At 35.0% G+C, this 21495-nt stretch carries 20 protein-coding genes; 8 read left to right on the top strand and 12 right to left on the bottom strand.

What is annotated here, in order from left to right; genetic code table 11:
• Positions 1–88: 88 nt before the first annotated feature.
• Positions 89–1054, bottom strand: coding sequence for an L-threonine 3-dehydrogenase (locus RCJ96_RS22400; RefSeq protein ID WP_000723139.1), 966 nt, complete (start codon positions 1052–1054; stop codon positions 89–91).
• Positions 1055–1098: 44 nt separating this feature from the next.
• Positions 1099–2289, bottom strand: coding sequence for a glycine C-acetyltransferase (locus tag RCJ96_RS22395; RefSeq protein WP_000095906.1), 1191 nt, complete (start codon positions 2287–2289; stop codon positions 1099–1101).
• A 213-nt stretch (positions 2290–2502) separates the two neighbouring features.
• Between RCJ96_RS22395 and RCJ96_RS22390 the strand changes: the two genes are divergently transcribed.
• On the top strand, positions 2503–3234 hold the full coding sequence (locus tag RCJ96_RS22390; protein WP_416504379.1) for a class I SAM-dependent DNA methyltransferase: 732 nt from the start codon (positions 2503–2505) through the stop codon (positions 3232–3234).
• A 31-nt stretch (positions 3235–3265) separates the two neighbouring features.
• Here RCJ96_RS22390 and RCJ96_RS22385 read toward each other — a convergent pair whose 3' ends face one another.
• From RCJ96_RS22385 to RCJ96_RS22375, 3 genes are read right to left on the bottom strand one after another with little or no spacing between them, the layout of a single operon-like run.
• The gene (locus RCJ96_RS22385; RefSeq protein ID WP_061131300.1) at positions 3266–4087 is read right to left on the bottom strand and encodes an ABC transporter ATP-binding protein; all 822 of its coding nucleotides are present in this window, start codon (positions 4085–4087) and stop codon (positions 3266–3268) included.
• A gap of 12 nt (positions 4088–4099) precedes the next feature.
• Complete coding sequence (locus RCJ96_RS22380; RefSeq protein WP_000760066.1) at positions 4100–5158, bottom strand: FecCD family ABC transporter permease; 1059 nt, start codon at positions 5156–5158, stop codon at positions 4100–4102.
• Positions 5155–6159, bottom strand: a complete 1005-nt coding sequence (locus RCJ96_RS22375) for a FecCD family ABC transporter permease (protein WP_416504378.1) — start codon at positions 6157–6159, stop codon at positions 5155–5157. Before RCJ96_RS22375 ends, RCJ96_RS22380 begins: the two co-directional genes overlap by 4 nt.
• A 172-nt stretch (positions 6160–6331) precedes the next feature.
• Here RCJ96_RS22375 and RCJ96_RS22370 point away from each other — a divergent pair, with 172 nt between their 5' ends.
• Complete coding sequence (locus RCJ96_RS22370) at positions 6332–7297, top strand: ABC transporter substrate-binding protein (RefSeq protein ID WP_001010263.1); 966 nt, start codon at positions 6332–6334, stop codon at positions 7295–7297.
• A gap of 381 nt (positions 7298–7678) precedes the next feature.
• Positions 7679–9064, top strand: a complete 1386-nt coding sequence (locus RCJ96_RS22365; RefSeq protein WP_000338322.1) for a peptide MFS transporter — start codon at positions 7679–7681, stop codon at positions 9062–9064.
• Between the two features lie 41 nt (positions 9065–9105).
• Here the strand turns inward: RCJ96_RS22365 and RCJ96_RS22360 are convergent, their stop codons facing one another.
• A complete protein-coding gene (locus tag RCJ96_RS22360; RefSeq protein ID WP_000382683.1) occupies positions 9106–9285 on the bottom strand; it encodes an acid-soluble spore protein H in 180 nt (59 codons plus the stop codon).
• 191 nt (positions 9286–9476) lie between these two features.
• Positions 9477–9764 (bottom strand): ArsR/SmtB family transcription factor, encoded by a 288-nt coding sequence (locus RCJ96_RS22355; protein WP_000081427.1) that lies wholly within the window; start codon positions 9762–9764, stop codon positions 9477–9479.
• An 835-nt stretch (positions 9765–10599) separates the two neighbouring features.
• Between RCJ96_RS22355 and RCJ96_RS22350 the strand changes: the two genes are divergently transcribed.
• Entirely contained in the window at positions 10600–12219 is a 1620-nt protein-coding gene (locus tag RCJ96_RS22350) for an L-lactate permease (RefSeq protein WP_000109110.1), read from the top strand.
• A 39-nt stretch (positions 12220–12258) separates the two neighbouring features.
• On the opposite strand, the gene aspA is transcribed toward RCJ96_RS22350, so the two are convergent.
• From aspA to gloA2, 3 genes are all read right to left on the bottom strand, one after another.
• The gene (aspA, locus tag RCJ96_RS22345; RefSeq protein ID WP_416504377.1) at positions 12259–13692 is read right to left on the bottom strand and encodes an aspartate ammonia-lyase; all 1434 of its coding nucleotides are present in this window, start codon (positions 13690–13692) and stop codon (positions 12259–12261) included.
• A gap of 162 nt (positions 13693–13854) precedes the next feature.
• Positions 13855–15153, bottom strand: coding sequence for a hemolysin family protein (locus tag RCJ96_RS22340; RefSeq protein ID WP_000353305.1), 1299 nt, complete (start codon positions 15151–15153; stop codon positions 13855–13857).
• A 107-nt stretch (positions 15154–15260) separates the two neighbouring features.
• Positions 15261–15647, bottom strand: a complete 387-nt coding sequence (gene gloA2 / locus RCJ96_RS22335; RefSeq protein ID WP_001027459.1) for an SMU1112c/YaeR family gloxylase I-like metalloprotein — start codon at positions 15645–15647, stop codon at positions 15261–15263.
• Between the two features lie 91 nt (positions 15648–15738).
• Here gloA2 and RCJ96_RS22330 point away from each other — a divergent pair, with 91 nt between their 5' ends.
• The 3 genes from RCJ96_RS22330 (at position 15739) to RCJ96_RS22320 (ending at position 19691) form a co-directional block, all read left to right on the top strand.
• Entirely contained in the window at positions 15739–16917 is a 1179-nt protein-coding gene (locus tag RCJ96_RS22330) for a NupC/NupG family nucleoside CNT transporter (RefSeq protein WP_416504376.1), read from the top strand.
• A 260-nt stretch (positions 16918–17177) separates the two neighbouring features.
• Entirely contained in the window at positions 17178–18194 is a 1017-nt protein-coding gene (locus tag RCJ96_RS22325) for an LCP family protein (protein ID WP_416504375.1), read from the top strand.
• Positions 18195–18428: 234 nt separating this feature from the next.
• A complete protein-coding gene (locus RCJ96_RS22320) occupies positions 18429–19691 on the top strand; it encodes a VanW family protein (protein ID WP_000777348.1) in 1263 nt (420 codons plus the stop codon).
• Positions 19692–19738: 47 nt separating this feature from the next.
• On the opposite strand, the gene RCJ96_RS22315 is transcribed toward RCJ96_RS22320, so the two are convergent.
• Positions 19739–20011 carry a hypothetical protein gene (locus tag RCJ96_RS22315; RefSeq protein ID WP_076869640.1) on the bottom strand — a complete coding sequence of 91 codons (273 nt, stop codon included), beginning with the start codon at positions 20009–20011 and terminating at the stop codon, positions 19739–19741.
• Between the two features lie 15 nt (positions 20012–20026).
• On the bottom strand, positions 20027–20545 hold the full coding sequence (locus RCJ96_RS22310) for an RNase A-like domain-containing lipoprotein (protein ID WP_000822717.1): 519 nt from the start codon (positions 20543–20545) through the stop codon (positions 20027–20029).
• 397 nt (positions 20546–20942) lie between these two features.
• Between RCJ96_RS22310 and RCJ96_RS22305 the strand changes: the two genes are divergently transcribed.
• Positions 20943–21491: a TVP38/TMEM64 family protein gene (locus RCJ96_RS22305; protein ID WP_074609054.1), complete on the top strand. Its 549-nt coding sequence runs from the start codon at positions 20943–20945 to the stop codon at positions 21489–21491.
• Positions 21492–21495 lie beyond the last annotated feature (4 nt).

The following is a 21495-nucleotide window of genomic DNA, read 5'->3' as shown; positions in this document are numbered from 1 at the left end:
ATTAACTCATTCTATCACACTTGTAATTATTTGTATATTCCTAAAATACAAATAAAAAAGGTCGATTCCTAAGAATCGACCCTTCCTATTAATTCATCACTAACTCAGCTGTGAGCTTTTTTTTTAACTTAGCCAACATGTCCGTTGTCATTTTGTCTAAATCGTATTCTGCTTTAAAGCCCCATTCTTTCATTGCTGCTGTTGCATCAATAGAGTTTGGCCAACTATCAGCGATTGTTTGACGAGCTGGATCTACAGCGTAGTCCATTGTAAACGTCGGAATATGTTTACGAATTGATGCTGCGATTTGCTCTGGCTCAAAGCTCATTGCTGTAATATTAAATGCATTTCTATGCACAAGTTTACTTGGATCAGCTTCCATTAATGAAATGATCGCTTGTAAAGCATCTGGCATGTACATCATATCCATGTATGTTCCTTCTGCAATGTATGAGGTGTATGTGCCTTTTTTAATCGCCTCATAATAAATTTCAACTGCATAGTCAGTTGTTCCGCCTCCTGGAGGAGCTACGTAAGAAATTAAGCCTGGGAAACGGACACCACGCGTATCAACGCCAAACTTTTGATGATAATAATCACATAATAATTCCCCTGCTACTTTGTTTACCCCATACATCGTAGTAGGACGTTGAATTGTATCTTGTGGCGTATTATCTTTCGGCGTTGATGGACCGAATGCACCGATAGAACTTGGCGTGAAAAACTTACAGTTTAATTCACGAGCTGCTTCTAATGCATTTACAAGTCCGCCCATATTTAAATTCCATGCAAATAACGGATTTTTTTCTGCTGTTGCTGAAAGTAAAGCTGCTAAATGAATAATTGTATCTACTTCATTGCGCTTTGCGATATCATGTAGTTTTTGTCCATCTGTTACATCTAACGTTTCAAATGGACCAGACGTTACTACTTCACTATCTGTTTCACGAATATCTGTTGCAATAACATTTGATGCGCCGTATACATCACGAAGTTTCATTACTAGTTCAGAACCAATTTGCCCTAAAGAACCGGTTACTAGAATTTTTTTCATTTTCCCCACTCCTCATTTGCAAGCTATTCAAAAGATGTCGTTACTTAAATGATGCCCATTTCTTTCCCTACTTTTTCATACTTACGAATTGCTTCATCTAACATTTCTTTCGTATGAGCTGCTGTTGGCATATTACGAACACGTCCTGTTCCTTTAGCTACAGTTGGGAACACGATAGATTTTGCATATACGCCTTCTTCATTTAGACGTTTACTAAATTCTTGTGTTAATACTTCGTCACCAATAATACAAGGTGTAATTGGTGTTTCACTTTCTCCGATGTTAAAGCCAAGTTCTTTTAATCCTTGTTTTAAATAGCGACCATTTTCCCATAAACGATCGTGCAACTCTGTGCTTTCCATTAAGATTTCAATTGATCTCATGCAAGCTGCAGCATCAGCTGGTGTTAATGCTGTAGAGAATAAGAATGGACGTGAACGAACTTTTAACCAGTCAATTAAGTTTTGTTTCCCTGCTACATATCCACCAATTACCCCAATTGCTTTTGATAATGTACCAATTTGGAAATCAACTTTATCAGACAGACCGAAGTGCTTTACAGTTCCTGCCCCTTTACCAAGTACACCTGAACCGTGTGCATCGTCTACGTATGTCATTAAATCTAATTCTTCCGCAATCTCAACAATTTCTGGTAGTTTTGCAACATCTCCATCCATTGAAAAGACACCGTCTGTAATTACCATTAATTTATTGTAAAGTCCTGATTCTTTCGCTGCGATTGCTTTTTGGCGTAAATCTTCCATATCAGAATGTTTATAAACAATAATTTTTGCTTTTGATAGACGACTACCATCAATAATAGAAGCATGGTTTAACTCGTCTGAAAGAATCGCATCATTTTTATCCATAACAGCTGAAATCGCTGCCATATTACAATTAAATCCTGATTGATAAGCAATCGCTGCTTCTGTATGTTTAAACTTTGCAATTGTTTCTTCTAATTTAATATGCAAATCTAAAGTACCGTTAATTGTACGAACCGCTCCTGCTCCAACGCCGTACTTATGAATTGCACCAATTGCAGCTTCTTGCAAACGGCTATCTGTTGCTAATCCAAGATAGTTGTTTGAAGATAAGTTAATATATTCTTTTCCGCCAATTGTAATGATCGGTCCATTTGAACTTTCGAGCGGATCAATTACGTTATAAAGCCCCTTTGATTTTAAATCCTCTAAATTTTCTTCTAAAAATTTCGCAAGTGTTTTACTAGACATCGTGAAGCCTCCCATCGTTCATGTAAGCGAATTATTGTCTTAATAGTTCTAATAATCCCTCTACTAGCTTAACACGTTTTCAGAATTTATTATAGAAAAATAGTTTAAAGTAACCGCTTACAATTCTAGATTATATATGATTCATTACAAGAAATCTATCATTTACTTTTCATATTTGGTAGAATTAAAAAAATATGTAAGGGGGCTTCAATCATGGCATTTACTGAATCTGATGTATATAATAACGAAGCGTTTTTTGAACAATATATGAAACGAAGATACCGGGAAAATAGCCCAAATGAATCACTTGAAAAGCCAGCCTTTTTTCAACTCATTGGTGATGTGAAAGGAAAGCGAATTCTCGATTTAGGCTGCGGTGACGCAAAATTTGGCAAGGAATTATTAGAAAAAGACTGCCACTCTTACACCGGTATTGAAGGCTCCGAACTTATGTATGAAAAAGCTAAAAAACAACTAGAAAACAAAAATGGCGCCGTTCATTTTTTAAACCTCAAAGACTACACATACCCTCCTTCTACTTTTGATTTAGTAACATCTAGACTTGCCTTACATTATATCGAACATCTTACTATCATTTTTCAAAATGTGTACGAAACTTTAAAGACAAATGGAACCTTTACTTTTAGCGTTCAACACCCTGTTATTACTTCTTCATTTGAAAGCTTGCAAACGAGCGGAAAGAGAACGAGCTGGCTCGTCGATGATTATTTTAAAACGGGAAAACGCGTTGAACCTTGGATTGATCAAGAAGTTATTAAATATCATCGTACAACGGAAGAATATTTTACACTATTACAACAAGCTGGATTTACAATTACAAACTTAAAAGAAGCTACACCAGATCAAACTTATTTTCAAAGCGAGGAAGAATATGAACGTCGTTTACGTATTCCCCTCTTTCTCTTATTCTCTTGTCAAAAATAAAAAAGACGATGATTCCTCATCGTCTTTTTCTTTATCTCATTGCATGAGCAACCTCTTTACGTACACGTCTTCCTTTTCCATGTGGGATACAAAGTGGCGTCCCAAATAACGGATCCGTACTAATTTGACATTCCATTCGGAATACATCACGTACTAGTTTCTCATCCACTACTTCTTCTGGCTTACCTTGTGCATATATTTGTTTATCTTGAATGGCTACAATATTATCTGCATAACGGCATGCTAAATTTAAATCGTGTAGTACCATAACAATTGTTCTTTGTTCTGTTTCATTTAATTCGAATAATAAATCTAGCACTTCAATTTGGTGAGTCATATCTAAATAGGTAGTAGGCTCATCCAATAAAATAATATCTGTATCTTGTGCAAGCGTCATTGCAATCCAAGCACGTTGACGTTGTCCACCTGAAAGAGCATGTACATCACGCTCAGCAAATTCTGTCATACCTGTTGCTGCAAGTGCTTTCTGTACCATTTCCTCATCTTTTTCTGACCATTGCTTCAGCCATGTTTGATACGGATAACGTCCTTGCTTTACAAGTTGCAATACTGTAAGCCCTTCTGGCGCTTGCGGTCCTTGCGGTAAAATTGCCATTTGACGAGCGATTTGCTTCGTTTGCATATTTTGAATGGCTTGATTATCTAACAAAATGTCACCAGCTGTTGGTTTTAATAATCTAGCTAGTGAACGTAATAAGGTCGATTTCCCGCAACCGTTAGAACCGATAAAGATGGTAATTTCACCTTTTGGAATTTCTAAATTCAACTCATCAATAATAATTGTTTCACCGTAAGACAACGTCAAACGTTTCGTCTCCAATGCTTTTTGCATATTCATCTTCCTTTATGAATTCCGACTTTTATAAAGTAAATAAATAAAATAAGGTGCACCAATTGCTGATGTAAATACCCCTGCTGGAATTTCAAGTGGGGTGAAAACTGTACGCCCAATTAAATCTGCAGCAAGTACTAAAATTGCACCGACAATAGCCGCAACCGGGAGTAATGCACCGTATAAAGAACCAACTAGTCTTCGTGAAATATGAGGTGCCATTAAACCGACAAATCCAATTCCACCAGCAAAGGCAACTGCTCCACCAATTAAAGCTGTACTAAGTAATAACATAAATATGCGTGACTTCGTTAAAGGAACACCAAGCCCTACCGCAATATCATCCCCTAGCTCTTGCGCATTTAAATGTCTAGCAGCTATAAATGATATTACCGTTAAAATGAGAACCCACGGCGCAAGTACCATGACGTTTTGCCAAGAAGAACCATAAACAGTGCCTGTAATCCATACATTCGCTTGACTCGCTTGGTAAATTGGCGCTAACAACATAAACAAAGTCGTTGCCGCTTTCGTTAATGCCCAAAAGCCAACACCAATTAAAACAAGACTAATCGGTGATAATCCGTCATTTCTCCATGCAAATAAATATACAAAAAGTGCTACAATCGTTGCCCCAATAAATGCTGCTAACGGCATATAATGAATGCTTACAGTTAGCGCATTATTTTTATCACTAAATATAGCTAAAAATAATACCACTGCAACACTTGCACCACCTGTAATCCCGATGATATCCGGAGAAGCAAGTGGATTTCGAACGAGCCCTTGTAAAATACATCCTGCTACAGCAAGTGCGATTCCTACAAGGATAGCAATTAAAATACGAGGCATACGAAACTTATTTACAACCATATTGGACATCGCATCGCCATTTCCAGTAATCGCTTGCCATACATCATAAGGAGCAATTTTCATGTCTCCCATACCTGCACTCGCAAAAAACAATCCTATTAAAACAACTAGTAAACTGAATAAGACGAGACAAGCTCGTTTGTACATTAAAAACGAGAGCCCGCCTTTTCCTATACGAAACGGAATATACTTCTTCATTTGCTAAGCCCTCTCTTACGTGCAATATAAATAAAGAATGGAGCCCCAATAAATGCTGTCATAACCCCTACTGGTACTTCTTGTGGCATAATGACATATCTTGCTGCTATATCAGCTAAGATTAATAGTATTGCACCTAACAAACCACTATACGGTACTCTCCATCTGTGATCGACCCCAACAAGAAATCTGGCAAAATGCGGGGTAACAATACCAATAAACCCAATCGGACCGGCGACCGCAACTGAACCACCAGATAACAGGACAATAATAAGTAGTACGAATGATTTCATTAAAATCGTTCTTTGACCAAGTCCTTTTGCAACGTCTTCCCCCATCATCAATGTATTTACTTTCCCTGCCATCATAATAGATGCCATCCAGCCTATTAATAAATACGGGAATACTGATTGTAAAATTTCTAACTTTCTTCCTTGCACAGATCCGGCAAGCCAAAATAATACTTCTTCAAGCGCCTTTTCATTTAACACAAGTAATCCTTGTGTTAATGATGAAAATAACGCACTAATTGCCACCCCTGCTAATGTTAACTTAAGAGGTGTTGTCCCCTCTTTTCCTAAAGAACTAGAAGCAAATACAAGTACAGCTGCAACTGCTGCCCCTAAAAAGGCAATCCAAGTGAAAGCTGATAATGATGTCACGGAAAAAATAACAATTGCTACAACTATGAAGAAAGCAGCACCTGAATTTAATCCAATAAAATCTGGAGAAGCAAGTGGATTTTTCGTTAAAGTTTGCATAAGACAACCTGCAATGGCTAAACTAGCACCAACACTCGCTGCAATTAATGCCCTTGGTAGACGCACATTTTGAATAATAATATGTTCATTGGACCCATTAAAATGGAAAAAAGCATCTAACGCTAATTTCCAACTCGTATTTGTATATCCGAAAATAATACTTCCCCAAATACAAGTAATGACTGCAATGATCCCAACAAATAATCCAATCCATTTTGCTCGATTTGTTTTTAATAACATGCAGCGTTTCCCCTTCAATGTATAATGATACGTTGTAAGTGTATTTCAACTTAATTCTCATTGTCAACGGAAATGAGAATTATTTTCAGCCGTATGTATTGACAATCTAAAGATAAAGGCTTAATATCATGCTTGCTATTGAAAAAAATTCTCACTATGTAGGGGGTACATAATGAATTTCATGCGAAAGAAATCGTTTACAGTATTTGTATTTTTATTAGCCTTTTCACTACTTTTAAGTGCTTGTGGAAAATCAAATACGAAAGAAGAATCAAAAGAAGATACGAAAAAAGAAATGATTCCTGTGGAACATGCAATGGGTAAAACAGAAGTCCCTGCTAATCCAAAACGTGTAGTTATTTTAACAAACGAAGGAACTGAAGCTTTACTTGAATTAGGTGTTAAACCAGTTGGTGCTGTAAAATCTTGGACTGGTGATCCATGGTATCCACATATTAAAGATAAAATGAAAGATGTAAAAGTTGTTGGTGATGAAGGACAAGTGAACGTAGAAACAATCGCTTCTTTAAAACCAGACTTAATTATCGGTAACAAAATGCGTCACGAAAAAGTGTACGAGCAACTAAAAGCAATTGCACCTACTGTGTTCTCTGAAACATTACGCGGTGAATGGAAAGATAACTTCAAGTTTTATGCGAAAGCATTAAATAAAGAAAAAGAAGGCCAAAAGGTTTTAGCTGATTACGATAAACGTATGAAAGATTTAAAAGCCAAACTAGGTGATAAAGTAAATCAAGAAATCTCTATGGTTCGCTTCATGCCTGGTGATGTTCGTATTTATCATGGTGATACATTCTCTGGTGTTATTTTAAAAGAACTTGGATTTAAACGTCCTGGTGATCAAAATAAAGATGACTTCGCAGAGCGTAACGTATCTAAAGAACGTATTTCTGCAATGGATGGCGATGTATTGTTCTACTTCACATTCGATAAAGGAAATGAGAAAAAAGGCTCTGAATTAGAAAAAGAATATATCAATGATCCACTATTTAAAAATTTAAATGCAGTGAAAAATAATAAAGCATACAAAGTTGACGATGTGATTTGGAATACTGCTGGCGGTGTAATGGCTGCTAACCTACTATTAGATGATATCGAAAAACGCTTTGTTAAATAGTATTTCCTTAACCAGCTCCCCTTCTGTGGAGCTGGTTATTTTTCAATTCACTTAAATGTCACATTATTTCGTTTTGTATTTTTATTCCCAATATGTTATATTATAAAAGTAAATAGAATATATTTTCTCTATATCAGAATAAATATTTTAATCTAAATTTTCTGATTAATCACTATTTTATTTTCTTTTAGAATTCAATTATTACATTTGAAAACGCTTATCATCTCATTTTCAGGGCAAAATACAGTAACGGTCGAGGAACAATAGAAATTTTTTAGAAATTTTCTTTCTATTTCCATATAATTCTATTGACTTCTAAATATTTTGTAAATTAAAATGATTACATAAATATCCGTTATACAGGATTAGGGGGAAACAAAAATGGATGCAGCTTTAAAATTAGACAAAGCTGGAGAGCAACAATCACCAAAAAAACATCCACCAGGATTGTACTTGTTGTTCTTAACAGAAATGTGGGAAAGATTTAGTTATTATGGAATGCGTGGCCTTTTAGTTCTTTATTTAACGACTGCTGCGGTTAGTGGCGGGTTAGGATTTGATAAGGCGTTTGCAGTGCAATTATATGGTACTTTTACAGCGGCAGTATATTTCATGCCAATTATAGGTGGATGGCTAACGGATCATTATATTACAAGACGTCATGCCATTACTCTCGGCGGAATTATTATGGCAATCGGCAACTTTGTACTATTCTCAATGAATACAAAAACAGGACTATTTCTAGGATTAATACTATTAGTTATTGGTAATGGGTTCTTCAAACCAAATATTTCTACACTGTTAGGTGAATTGTATAGTGAAAATGATTCACGTCGTGACAGTGCATTTACTATCTTCTATATGGGTATTAACGTAGGTGCTTTCTTCGCTCCACTTATTTGTGGATTTTTAGCAGAAGATTTCTTTAAAACAAGCGTTGATGGCGTTATGGTTATGGGATATAAATACGGATTCTTAGCAGCTTGTATCGGTATGATTATTGGACAAATTGTTTTCAACTTATTAGCTCCTCGCTATCTTGGTACAGCAGGAACAACAGTTGTTGGTAAAAAAACAAAAAATCAACCTGCAGTCGAAAAGAAACCTTTAACAAAACAAGAAAAAAACCGCACTTGGGCAATTGTAATTTTAACTTGTTTCGTAGTATTCTTCTGGGCAGGCTTTGAACAAGCTGGTAGTTCTTTAACACTTTATACAGATAAATTTGTTGATCGTACAATTTTTGGATGGGAAATTCCAACATCTTGGTTCCAATCCGTTAATCCAGCGTTCATCGTACTACTTGCACCATTCGTATCTATGCTATGGTTAAAACTTTCTAAATCAAAGCGTGGCGATTTAAAAATACCAACAAAAATGGCATTTGGTATGATTTTACTAGGTATAGGTTACCTTGTTTTAACATTAGCGGTTCTAAAAACTGGAAGTAGTGAAGCTGATATAACTGTTAAAGCAAACTTATTATTCATCGTTATCACTTATATGTTCCATACAATTGGAGAACTATTCTTATCACCAATCGGTCTATCAATGGTAAGTGCAATTGCACCTGTTAAATTAGCATCATTACTAATGGGTGTATGGTTAGCTGGTTCAGGTATGGCTAACTGGTTAGCTGGTAAACTTGCTTCCTTTACACAATCATTAGGATACCTTGAAGTATTTGCAAGTATTGGCATTATCGTTATCGTCTTAGGACTTGTACTCCTTCTCTTCTCTAAAAAAGTTGCGAGTATGATGGAATAATACAAAAACAGACGCTTCTAAAATCAGAAGCGTCTTTTCTATTACTTCTCCTCTAAAGCCGTCACGTTCACGTGAACGCTTTCTCCAGGATTAGATACATCATACACTTGAGCAACCCCGCTCTGCTCGTCACAGCTCTCAATCCATACTGGTACGCCCTCATATGTAACGTCAATCCTACTTGAAGAAGATAAAATTTGTTTCACACGTTTTACATCCATACTACCATTCCTCCTTTTACTTGCTACACTCCTTTCTATCTTTTCTTTTCCCTTTAGAATATATTCCATATAGCAGCATGTTAATTAATAGCCTTTTCTTCCTTACATTCCAACATTTTCTCTCATGTTACCTTTCTGACAAATAAAAAAAGACGTATATCCTATACGTCTTTTTCCATAATATTCAAATTTTAAGAAAATAATGTTTTTACTACTTCACTTACTTTATCATTATGAATTTGATAATACACTTCTAGTCCTCGTCGTTCAAAGCGTACTACTTTATTTTGTTTTAATTTCGTTAAATGTTGCGAAACTGTTGATTGCGGAATTTCTAACACTTCCTGTAATTGTGTTACATTACATGTTCCACGTTGCATTAGTTCCATTACTAGGCGTAGACGCAACGGATGCGCTAACGCTCTTAACATTTGTACATCTTCTTCTGAAATATGACATTCGAATTGATTTTGGCTCATAAAGTTCCCCTCATTTTCGTTTTTATTTTCTTTTTATTTATTTATATATCTGTTCTTATATTTCCTGTTACGACATAACTTTATCAACCTATAAAGCTGAAAATTTTTTCCACCTTAACCAACAAAGAACTCAGGAAAAATTCCTTGCTGATTTTGAATATTATACTATATGATATAACGAAAAAGCAAAATAACGGACTGCAAATACTTTGCTTGCAAACGTTGTTTTATCAGGCTTTTTGTTATATTTTCACCTCATTGCAACGTGCAGTAATGATATTGTAAAATACCGTCTATAATTGATAACCTATCGTAACGTATTTGGGTTATATTTAACCTCTTTGTTACGCTAAAAGGAATTTTCAGTAAAAAGAGATATCATAACATTAAATTTTAACTTACTGCTTTTTAAATAGTATTCAATAGCTTAAACTGTGATGAAATCCTTCCTATTAAATGTATTTATTTCCCCTTTCTTACTTGATTAAATGAGGCAAGCTGTACCAACCTAGCAAATATTACATACTTCAACATACTTTCTCATATTCGATAAAAAGACGATCTCTACTAGAGAACTGTAGAATCAATAATATATAAACAACTGAAAGAAAAGAATATGCAAATAATTTATCCCGCCCACTCAAATAGACTTGGGTGGGCTTTTTGTCTACTTTATGAACAAAATGTTTCTTTTAACACTATTATGGAATAATTATACTTTTTCACGTTGACAATAGTGTTGAAGGAGAATATACTAAGCATGTAAGTTGATTGTGAATAGTTTCACAAATAATGTGAATTTCTTCACATAAAATAGATAGGAGTTGTCATTATTATGAGTACTTGGACACAAATTTATGACCCATTAAACAATATTTGGTTATCTGCTCTAATCGCAGCACTTCCAATTTTCTGCTTCATCATTTGTTTAATGGGACTAAAAATGAAAAGTTATATCGCTGGTCTTTACAGTGTGATTGTCGCTATTATTCTTGCTATATTCGTTTATAAAATGCCAGCAACAGTAGCTGTAGCATCTGCCGGATTCGGTATTTTATCTGGATTTTATCCAATATGTACTATCGTTATCGCAGCAATTTTCCTTTACAAATTAACTGTTAAAACAGAACAATTCAACATCATTCGTGATAGCATTTCAAGTATTACAAATGATCAACGTTTACAAGTATTATTAATTGCTTATTCTTTCGGTGCTTTCTTAGAAGGCGCAGCTGGTCTAGGTGTTCCAGTTGCTATTACAGCTGCACTACTTGTAGGTATGGGCTTTAACCCATTAAAAGCAGCAGGTATTTGTTTAGTAGCTAATATCGCTGGTGGTGCTATGGGTGCTATGGGTATCCCAGTTACAGTACCAGCACAATTAACTGAACTTGATGCATTAACTATCGGTCGTCAAACTGTTCTTATTTTACCATTCATTAGTATTGTATTACCTTTCTTACTTGTTTCAATGGTCGATGGAATTAAAGGTATTAAAGAAACTTGGCAAGGTATTCTTGTAAGTGGTATTTCTTTCGCAATTACTCAGTTCGTTGTAACTTACTTCTTAGGTGCAGAACTTACTAATATTTTCGCAGCCGTTGTAAGTATGATCTCTCTTGCATTATTCTTACGTGTTTGGCAGCCAAAATCTTCTACTAAAGAAGAAAAACAAGAAGAAAAAGAATCTCATACATTCAATCAAATTTTATATGCTTGGTCTCCATTCGTATTCTTAACTGCATTCGTAACAATCTTTAATTTAAAACCAATTAAAGCTTTATTTGCTCCGGATGGCGCACTAGCAAACCTAGTGTTTAACATTCAATTCCCTGGTCTTCATAACGCTGTTATGAAAACTACACCAATTACAAAAGCTGATACACCTTTCGCAGCTGTTTTCAAATTTGATGTATTCTCATCTACAACTACTGCAATCGTATTAGCAATTATCGTTTCACTTATCGTGTACCGCGTTAAAGGTAAAATGGTTAAAGAATTAATGGTTGAAACAATGAAAGAGCTAAAAGCTCCAGTATATACAATCTGTAGCGTTATCGCGTTAGCTTACGTAGAAAACTACTCTGGTATGTCATCTACACTTGGACTTGCATTCTCTTCTACTGGTAATGCATTCCCAATTCTTTCTCCAATCTTAGGATGGATCGGCGTATTCATTACAGGATCAGTAGTATCAAGTGGTTCATTATTCGCACCGCTTCAAGCAGTAACTGCAGATCAATTAAACATCGTTCCTTCTACTCTTGTTGCCTTAAACGTAGTAGGTGGTACAATGGCAAAAATGGTTTCACCTCAATCTGTAGCAGTTGCTTGTGCAGCAGTTGGACTAGTTGGTAAAGAATCTGCCCTATTTAAAACAGCAATGAAATACAGTTTAATCTTCTTAGCTATCATTAGCTTACTTCAATTAAACGCTGTATTTAATATCTTTTAAAAATAAAACACCGATCCAAATGGATCGGTGTTTTTCACATTACATCTTCTTATCCTTTAATAAAGAAGCCCCAGCAATTTCAGGATGCGTCATTTCGAATGGATCTAAAATAATATCCAATTCTTCTTCTGTCAGTACACCATGCTCTAAACATAGCTCCCTAACAGATTTTCCTGTTTCAATTGCTTCACGTGCAATGCGAGATGCTGCTTCATAACCAATATGAGGGTTAACTGCTGTAATAATTCCAACACTTTTCTCAACATATTGCTTCAGCAGTTCTTCATTTGCTGTAATTCCTTTAATACAATATTCACGGAATACACGGAATCCGTTATTCATAATGCTAATAGATTGAATTAAATTAAATACAAGCACAGGCTCCATTACGTTGAGCTCCAGTTGTCCTGCTTCTGACGCTAAGCAAATTGTATGATCATTACCAATTACTTGGAAAGCGACTTGATTAATTACTTCTGCCATAACAGGATTTACTTTACCCGGCATAATAGATGAACCTGGTTGACGAGCTGGTAATTGAATTTCCGCCAATCCAACACGTGGACCAGATGCCATAATACGAAGGTCGTTCGCAATTTTAGACATATTCATCATACATACTTTTAACGCTGCAGATACTTCTGTGTATGCATCTGTATTTTGTGTTGCATCAACTAAATGCTCTGCACCAACAAGTGGGAATCCGCTAAATGTTCGTAAGTGTTTAACCACTTGTTCAATGTAGGTAGGGTTTGCATTTAATCCCGTACCAACAGCTGTCGCCCCCATATTCACTTCATATAAATGTTGGCGAGATTGTTTAATTCTTTTTATATCACGCGCAAGCACTCTGCTATACGCTTCAAATTCTTGTCCAAGACGAATCGGAACAGCATCTTGTAAATGCGTACGTCCCATTTTAATGACGTGATCGAACTCGTTTGCTTTTGCACGGAAAGCAGCATGAAGTTCTTCCATTGTAATAAGAAGTTCTTCTAACATCATAAGAGTTGCAATATGAATTCCCGTTGGAAACGCATCATTCGTTGACTGAGCCATGTTTACATGCGTATTTGGGCTAATTTTTGCATACTCGCCTTTTTCATATCCCATACGTTCTAACGCTCGATTAGCAATTACTTCATTCGTATTCATATTAATAGAAGTTCCAGCACCGCCCTGAATTGGATCTACGATAAATTGATCATGAAATTTCCCATCAACAATTTCTTGCGCTGTCTCTGCAATTTCGTGCCCAATGTCTTTCGCTAAGTAACCAGTATCGATATTTGCAAGTGCCGCCGCTTTTTTCACAATTGCCATTGCCGTAATGAGTGACGGATGGATGCGATATCCTGTAATCGGGAAGTTTTCTACCGCACGTAATGTTTGTACACCGTAATAAGCTCTACTTGGTACTTCCTTTTCACCTAAAAAATCTTTTTCTATACGTATATCCTTCGTTGCTATCATTTTCATCACCTATACTTTTCATTCTAAATCCCTATTTAAAAAATTCGCCCTCTAAAAATACGAGTATCATTCAGAAGAATTTTTCAGTGTCCACCTTCACTATATAGTACCTCTTTTGAAAGCGCAAACATTTAATTTTCTATATATACCTTTTATAGAAAATCATTCTTCTCCCTTCTTTATTTCCACTCGTTTAATTTGATGCATATCTTTTTCCAGAACTTTAAAAGAAAAGCCGTGTTTTTCAATAATATCTCCTTCAGCAACGATTTGCTTTTGTACCATAATCCACCCACCAATTGTATCTACATCATCAGCGATTAAGTGTATGCCAAATAAATCATTTACTTCACTAATAAGCACTTTCCCCTCTACGATTTTACACCCTTCACTTATATGCTCTATAGGCGGGTGTTCATCTTCATCGTATTCATCTCGAATTTCCCCAACAATTTCTTCTAAAATATCTTCTAATGTAACAATCCCAGCTGTACCACCATATTCATCATACAACACAGCTAATGGAATGTGTTTTCTTTGCATTTGTAATAGTAAATCATGAATTGGAATATTTTCTAGCACTTCAATGACCGGCCTTGTATATGGCATAATCGAGCACTCCTCGTCCCGATTACCATCCATATAACGAATAAATAAATCCTTTACATTAACCATTCCAATGATTTCATCTTTATCTTCACCAAATACAGGATACCTCGTATATTTTTCTTGTGCGATTATTTTAATATGTGTTTCAAATGGTTCGTCCTCATATAAACCTACAACTTCCGTACGAGGCACCATAATTTCCTTTGCCACTCTATTATCAAATTCAAAAATATTATTTACATATTTAAATTCCCTTTGATTAATCTCTCCACTCTCATAACTCTCAGATAAGATTAATCGTAATTCTTCTTCCGAATGAGCAACTTCATGTTCAGAAGCCGGATGTAATCCGAATAACCCTGTTACAAGCCTTGCTGAACCATTTAAAGCCCAAATAAACGGATACATTACTCGGTAAAAATAAATAAGTGGTTTCGATAATAATAAGCTAACTTGCTCTGCTCTTTGTATGGCGAACGTCTTAGGAGCAAGTTCACCAATAACAACATGTAAAAACGTAATAACTGCAAAAGCAATAATAAATGAAACGGTACTTGCAATTGCAGAAGATAGGTGTAGTTTTAAAAACAACGGCTCTAGTAAATGTTTTATAGTCGGCTCGCCTAACCACCCAAGCCCTAAAGCGGTAATGGTAATACCTAACTGACATGCTGATAAATATTCATCTAAATTTGAAGTTACTTTTTTTGCTGCCAATGCTCCTCGTCGTTTCTCACTAACGAGTTGGTCAATACGACTGCTACGCACCTTAATAATTGCAAACTCAACAGCTACAAAAAAACCTGTTAATGCAATAAGAATGACTACCATCAGTAATTTTAAAATATCCACATATATCCTTTAGCTTTCTTAGCTAAAGTGACACCTCCTTTAAAAAAGAAGTTTCACTTTAGTTTCTTCATTTACTCAAAAGCAACCCTATATAAAATTCACCAATTTCAAACCTCATACAATTCTAACGGTAGACCGTCAGGGTCTTGGAAAAAAACAAATTTTTTCCCGGTTATCTCATCAATACGTATCGCCTCAGTTTCAACGCCACATTGACTTAAATGTTGCACGGCTTCTTCTATATTTGTAACAGCAAATGCTAAATGTCTAAGTCCAGCCGCTTCTGGGAAGCTCGGGCGCTTCGGCGGATTCGGAAATGAAAATAATTCAATTTGATACTCTTTTCCTACACATAAATCTAACTTATAAGAATCTCTTTCCTTTCTATATACTTCATTTATCGCTTTAAAACCCAATATCCTAGTATAAAAATCCTTTGACACTTCATAATTCGAACAAATAATTGCAACGTGATGCACTCTACTTATATTCATGACTTCTTTATTCCTTTCTTTACCAAAGATGCATATTCTCCCTTGAAATGAAAAACATATATAGCAGAATATCTCTTTTAGGGGGCTTACTATGAAATTTATTACTTTTTTCGTAGGACTTATCGTCGTCTTCTTCCTTGCTTATATCGCTAGTAACAATAAGAAGCATATTAAATTGAAACCTATTTTCATCATGCTTCTTATACAGTTAATTTTAACCTATTTATTATTGAATACAGAAATCGGTCTCATACTTATTCGGGTCATCTCCAGTTTGTTTACAAAACTACTCGAGTATGCTGCTGATGGTATAAACTTCGTATTTGGCGGCCTTGCCAATAAAGGTGAAATGCCCTTTTTCCTTACTGTCTTATTACCAATTGTCTTTATTTCCGTCTTAATTGGTATACTACAACATTTCAAAATACTACCATTTTTTATTCGTTGGATCGGTTACTTCCTCAGCAAAATAAATGGTCTTGGGAAATTAGAATCTTATAATGCTATCGCCTCTGCCATTGTCGGCCAATCAGAAGTTTTTATTACGGTCAAAAAACAATTAGCTCAAATTCCAAAACACCGTCTTTATACACTTTGTGCATCTGCCATGTCAACCGTATCTATGTCTATCGTAGGTGCCTATATGACAATGATTGAACCTAAATATGTAGTAACCGCACTCGTTCTCAATTTATTTAGCGGTTTTATTATCGTACTTATCATTAACCCTTACGACGTTAAAGATGACGAAGATATTTTAGAGATTAAAGGCGAAAAGCAAAGCTTTTTTGAAATGCTTGGAGAATACATTTTAGATGGCTTTCGCGTAGCTATCGTTGTCGGCGCTATGCTTATCGGATTCGTCGCATTAATTAGCTGCATTAATGATCTATTCCTCATTATATTCGGCATTACTTTCCAGCAATTAATCGGCTACATCTTTGCGCCTGTTGCATTCCTTATCGGTGTACCAAGTTCTGAAATTGTCACAGCTGGTAGCATTATGGCAACGAAGCTTGTAACAAATGAATTTGTAGCAATGATGGACCTTAGTAAAATCTCTAATAGCCTTTCTCCTCGTACAGTTGGTATTATTTCTGTCTTCCTCGTTTCTTTTGCCAACTTTTCTTCTATCGGCATTATTTCAGGTGCGGTAAAAGGGTTAAACGAAGAACAAGGAAACGTTGTTGCCAGATTTGGCCTTAAATTACTATATGGAGCTACTCTCGTTAGCATTTTATCTGCAATTATCGTAAGCATTATGTTGTAATTAGGTAAAATTTTATCATTTTCTTATCCCTATCTTTTGTATACAATAACGAATAGGTGTCTTATAAAATGAAACTTTAATCAGATTCGGCTATCCCTACTCTAATTATTAGCCCTCACCAATCGGGTATTTACCGGATAAATAATCAAGACATCTATTTTTTATACATGTACAATCGCTTTTATTTAGCGTACAATATTTTTTATGTGTTTAAATGCGCTTCTAGATGTATACACTTTGATAGTTTTAAAGGAGAAAAAATGATGAAATCCGATATGAACAAAGATACTCGAGCCAAAAAAGGACGCTCAAAGAAAAAACGTCTACTTTGGTTCCTTCTTATTCCATTACTGATTATAGCACTTGGAGCAGGGGGATACTCCTTCCATATATACAGTAAAGCAAAATCAATTTTAAGTAATGCCTATTCTGAACTTGGTCGCGGAGATAAATCCAGCAAACGTGAAAAAGCCGTTAAACCTATGACTGACAACATTTCCATACTTATTATGGGTGTTGATGAAAGTGATATTAGGGACAAGAATTATGGGAAAGCCACTCGTACAGATGCACTATTACTTGCCACAATTAATAAAAACGATAAATCTGTTAAGCTTGTCAGTATTCCACGTGATTCACGTGTCTATATTAAATCACGTGATAAATACGATAAAATTACACATGCGCACGTATTCGGTGGTGTAGATAGCACGATTGATACGGTAGAGAACTTTTTAGATGTTCCAGTTGACTACTATGTAAAATTCAACTTTAAATCCTTTATCAAAATTGTTGATTCTCTTGGTGGGATTACTGTAGATGTTCCAGTGGAGTTCACAGAACAAAATAGTAAAGATGAAGCAGATGCAGTTCACCTTAAAAAGGGACGTCAACATTTAAATGGAGAGGAAGCACTGGCACTAGCAAGAACTCGTCATATCGATAGTGATTATATGCGCGGTCAACGACAACAACTTGTTTTAGAAGCTATCGCTCAAAAAGCACTATCACTTAATTCCATTAATAAGATCGGTGGTCTATTAGACGCTGTCGATAAAGACTTAAAAACAAATTTAACTTTTGATGATATGATGACAATTGCAAAAAATTCAATGGATTCCAATTTAAAAATGGACAAAATGCAAGTAGAAGGTACTGATAAATATATAGGTGGTATTTATTATTACGTTCCAAACGAAAAAAGCGTCAATACGATTTCGACAACACTACAAGAACATCTCGGTGTTACGAATAAAAATGAACATAAAAAATTATAATAAAAAGGCTGCTAGAACTTTCTAGACAGCCTTTTTATTATAATTTTCAACATATTTTTCGTACACATTGTGACAAAAAGAGACAATTATTACAACAGTGTAACATTTTTTATAAAAACATTACACACATAGTCAAAATAATAGTATACTAGTACGTACATAATGTTATTTTCATCATTTTTATACAAAAAATGTAATACATATATTTATACAAAAATTTCTGGGGGGAAATAAATGAAGCTAAGTAAAATACTGATCGGTTCTGCAATTGCTGGAGGCATATTACTTTGTGTTGGCGGTGTTGGCGGATATCAATATGTATCCAAACTAAATAATCAATTAGATACTACTGCATTACCCAATACTACATTTGAAGGTATTTCTCTCGATGGAAAAAATAAAAAAGATATTCAAGCTATTATTAATCAAAAAATCACTGAATTAGATCAAAAATCACTTACGTACATATTCCAAAACGATAAACAAACTTACACATGGAAAGATTTAGGGATAAATTATAAAGAAAAAGATATTATCGACAAAATCTTTAAAGAACAAGAAGGCAACGCAATAAATCGTTACAAAATGCGGAAACAAGCTGAGAACGGTGAATTAAAACGTGACTATAAATTAACACCTCAATTAAATACAACTGCTTATAAAAGCTTTATGAAGGATAAATATAATGAAACATTAAAAAATCCTGTTAATGCAGAATTAAGTATTGAAGGCACTACAGTAAATATTAGCCAGAGCCAAAATGGAGAAAAAATCGATAAAGAAAAGTTAACTGATTTAACGCGGCAAGCCATTACTTCTGGCACATCTGACGTTACATTACCCGTTACACTATTAAAGCCTGAACGTTCTACAGAAGATATACAGAAAATGGGGATTAAAGAAGTAATTGCTGAATATTCAACTCCAATGGCTGGCCGTAATGGGAATCAATCCTTTAACGTAAATAAGTCAGCTAATACTTTAAGTGGAGTGATTGTCGCACCTGATGAAACATTTAGTTTTAATGGCCGCGTTGGCGTAACGGATGCTGCTCATGGTTATAAATCCGCAGCTGTATATTCACAAGGGAAAGTTATACAAAGTGCAGGCGGAGGCGTTTGCCAAGTGAGTAGTACTTTATATAGCGCAGCTTTAAGAGCAGATTTAGGAATTGTTTCTCGAAGCAACCATTCTATGCCCGTAAATTATTTACCACTTGGGCAAGATGCAGCAGTAGCAGATTATGGTCCAGATTTAAAATTTAAAAACAATACAGGCAATCATATTTATATTCAAGCATTTTCAAATGGAGGTAGTATTACTACACGTATTTTCGGCACAAATACTGGTAAAAATGTTGAAGTTTCTTCTCAAGTAATTAGTAGGACTAATGATAAAATAACAGCAGTTACATATAAAAAAGTTACACAAAACGGTGAAGTAATATCTAATGGGCAAATTTCAAAAAGCGTATATAAAAGCGCTCCAAAACAATAAGACACTATTAAACGAACAAATTCCAAAAAGAAAAAGGCGTGAGTAGATCACGCCTTTTTCTTTTGCAATAATACTAAAAAGGTTGCAAGATGGTCTTTCGTTTCTTCTAACGACCACATACGATTTCCTTGCTTCGCAGCTAATACGCACGCCTCTTCCCAAACATCCTTTTTCTTCATATATAATAATTCATCGCGTAATTTCAAAACAATTTCTTCGTCTTCTTGCTCTATAAACTCTTCCATCACGCCTACTATTTCATCTTCATGGATACTTAACGTACAATACGATTTGAAAAAATATTGTAATGTCGTATACATATTTACTCCCCCTTCTTATTTATCAGATGGATAAGAAGTAATGATCTTATATCCTAAATCCCCTGACTTATCTCTTGCTAAAACAGTAACAGTTTTGACTAACTTGTCTTTTACATTCATATTTTTCTTTATTACCGTTTTTCCAACCGGGAATGAATGTGTTGTATTTAATACGAGACGAGCCTCTTTAGAATTTTTTAACCAATCTTGAATTTCCTTATCATGCTGCTTCAAACTATCTTTTACAGCTTTCGTTGCCGTTTCCTTGTCATAGTATGTACTTGCTGCTGATACTTTATCTGTCTTCAAGCGATTCTTTAAATCTTCTTCTGATTTGCCTACATGTCTTTCAATCGTATGACCATTTTTAGGTGGCCCTTCCATTTCATCTAAAATATTATCACTAATTTTTTCTACTGATGCCGATTGATTCCCTGTTTGTTTCTCTGTTTTTTGTTCTTTTCCTGCACATCCACTTAAGATCAGCATGAGTGCCAATAAACTACTCACGAAAAGACTACTTATTCGTTTCATCATATCACCTCTTTCATGATTATTATCGTAACTTCACTAAAAGTCAATTTCACATCGAAAAAACATACACATTTTTCAAATTCCTCATCTATTTTGCCATATTACCACCCGTTTTTCATAAAACCGCTATTTTTACCTCTTACATAAATATACCCCTATGTTTTTATGATTATTTCCCGAATTAAACCTCCCCATAAAACTATCTATTAACCTTTTAAACAAAGGCTTTATTTTTATTTTTTTAAAAAACAAAATATACCCCTCACTTTATATACCTAATACCCATATGAGGTATAATAATGGTGTTTTTTAGCGTTTTTCTACATTATGTAAATTTGCACTTGCCTATACAATGGAAATATGGTGTAATGCAAAAAAAGATAAAGGATTTTAAACAATGGCTGAAACAATTCAAAACTTCTTAACAGACTATTATTCAATCGCAATTCCACTTAGTATCTTAATTAACATCATCATCAGTCTTTTAGGTTTTATCCCTAGTATTTTTTTGACAGCTATTAACATACAGCTCTTCGGTGTAGCAAATGGAACTATTATTTCGATCGCAGGTGAGGCATTAGGGGCTATTATCTCGTTTTATATTTATCGTATAGGCCTTCAGAAATTCACTCACAGCAAAGTAAATAAGTACCCAAAGGTAGAACGCCTACTTTATGTAGAAGGTAGAGAGGCCTTTCTACTCGTCCTATCATTCCGATTGATACCTTTCATCCCATCCAGTATCGTTACTTTATTTGCAGCTCTAGGTAAAATGTCATTACTATCCTTCAGTATTGCCAGTACAATAGGTAAAATACCGGCTTTATTGATTGAAGTATATTCGGCATATCATGTCATGAATGGAACAAATGAAGCGAAGTGGATTGTGACAATCGCAGGTTGTATCGGATTATATTATTTGTGGAAAAAATGGAGAAAAAAATAAAGAA

It is taken from the genome of Bacillus sp. BSL6 (genome assembly GCF_052928345.1).
The sequence above is the reverse complement of the archived record's forward strand: the minus strand, read 5'-3'. Positions and strand labels throughout refer to the sequence as shown.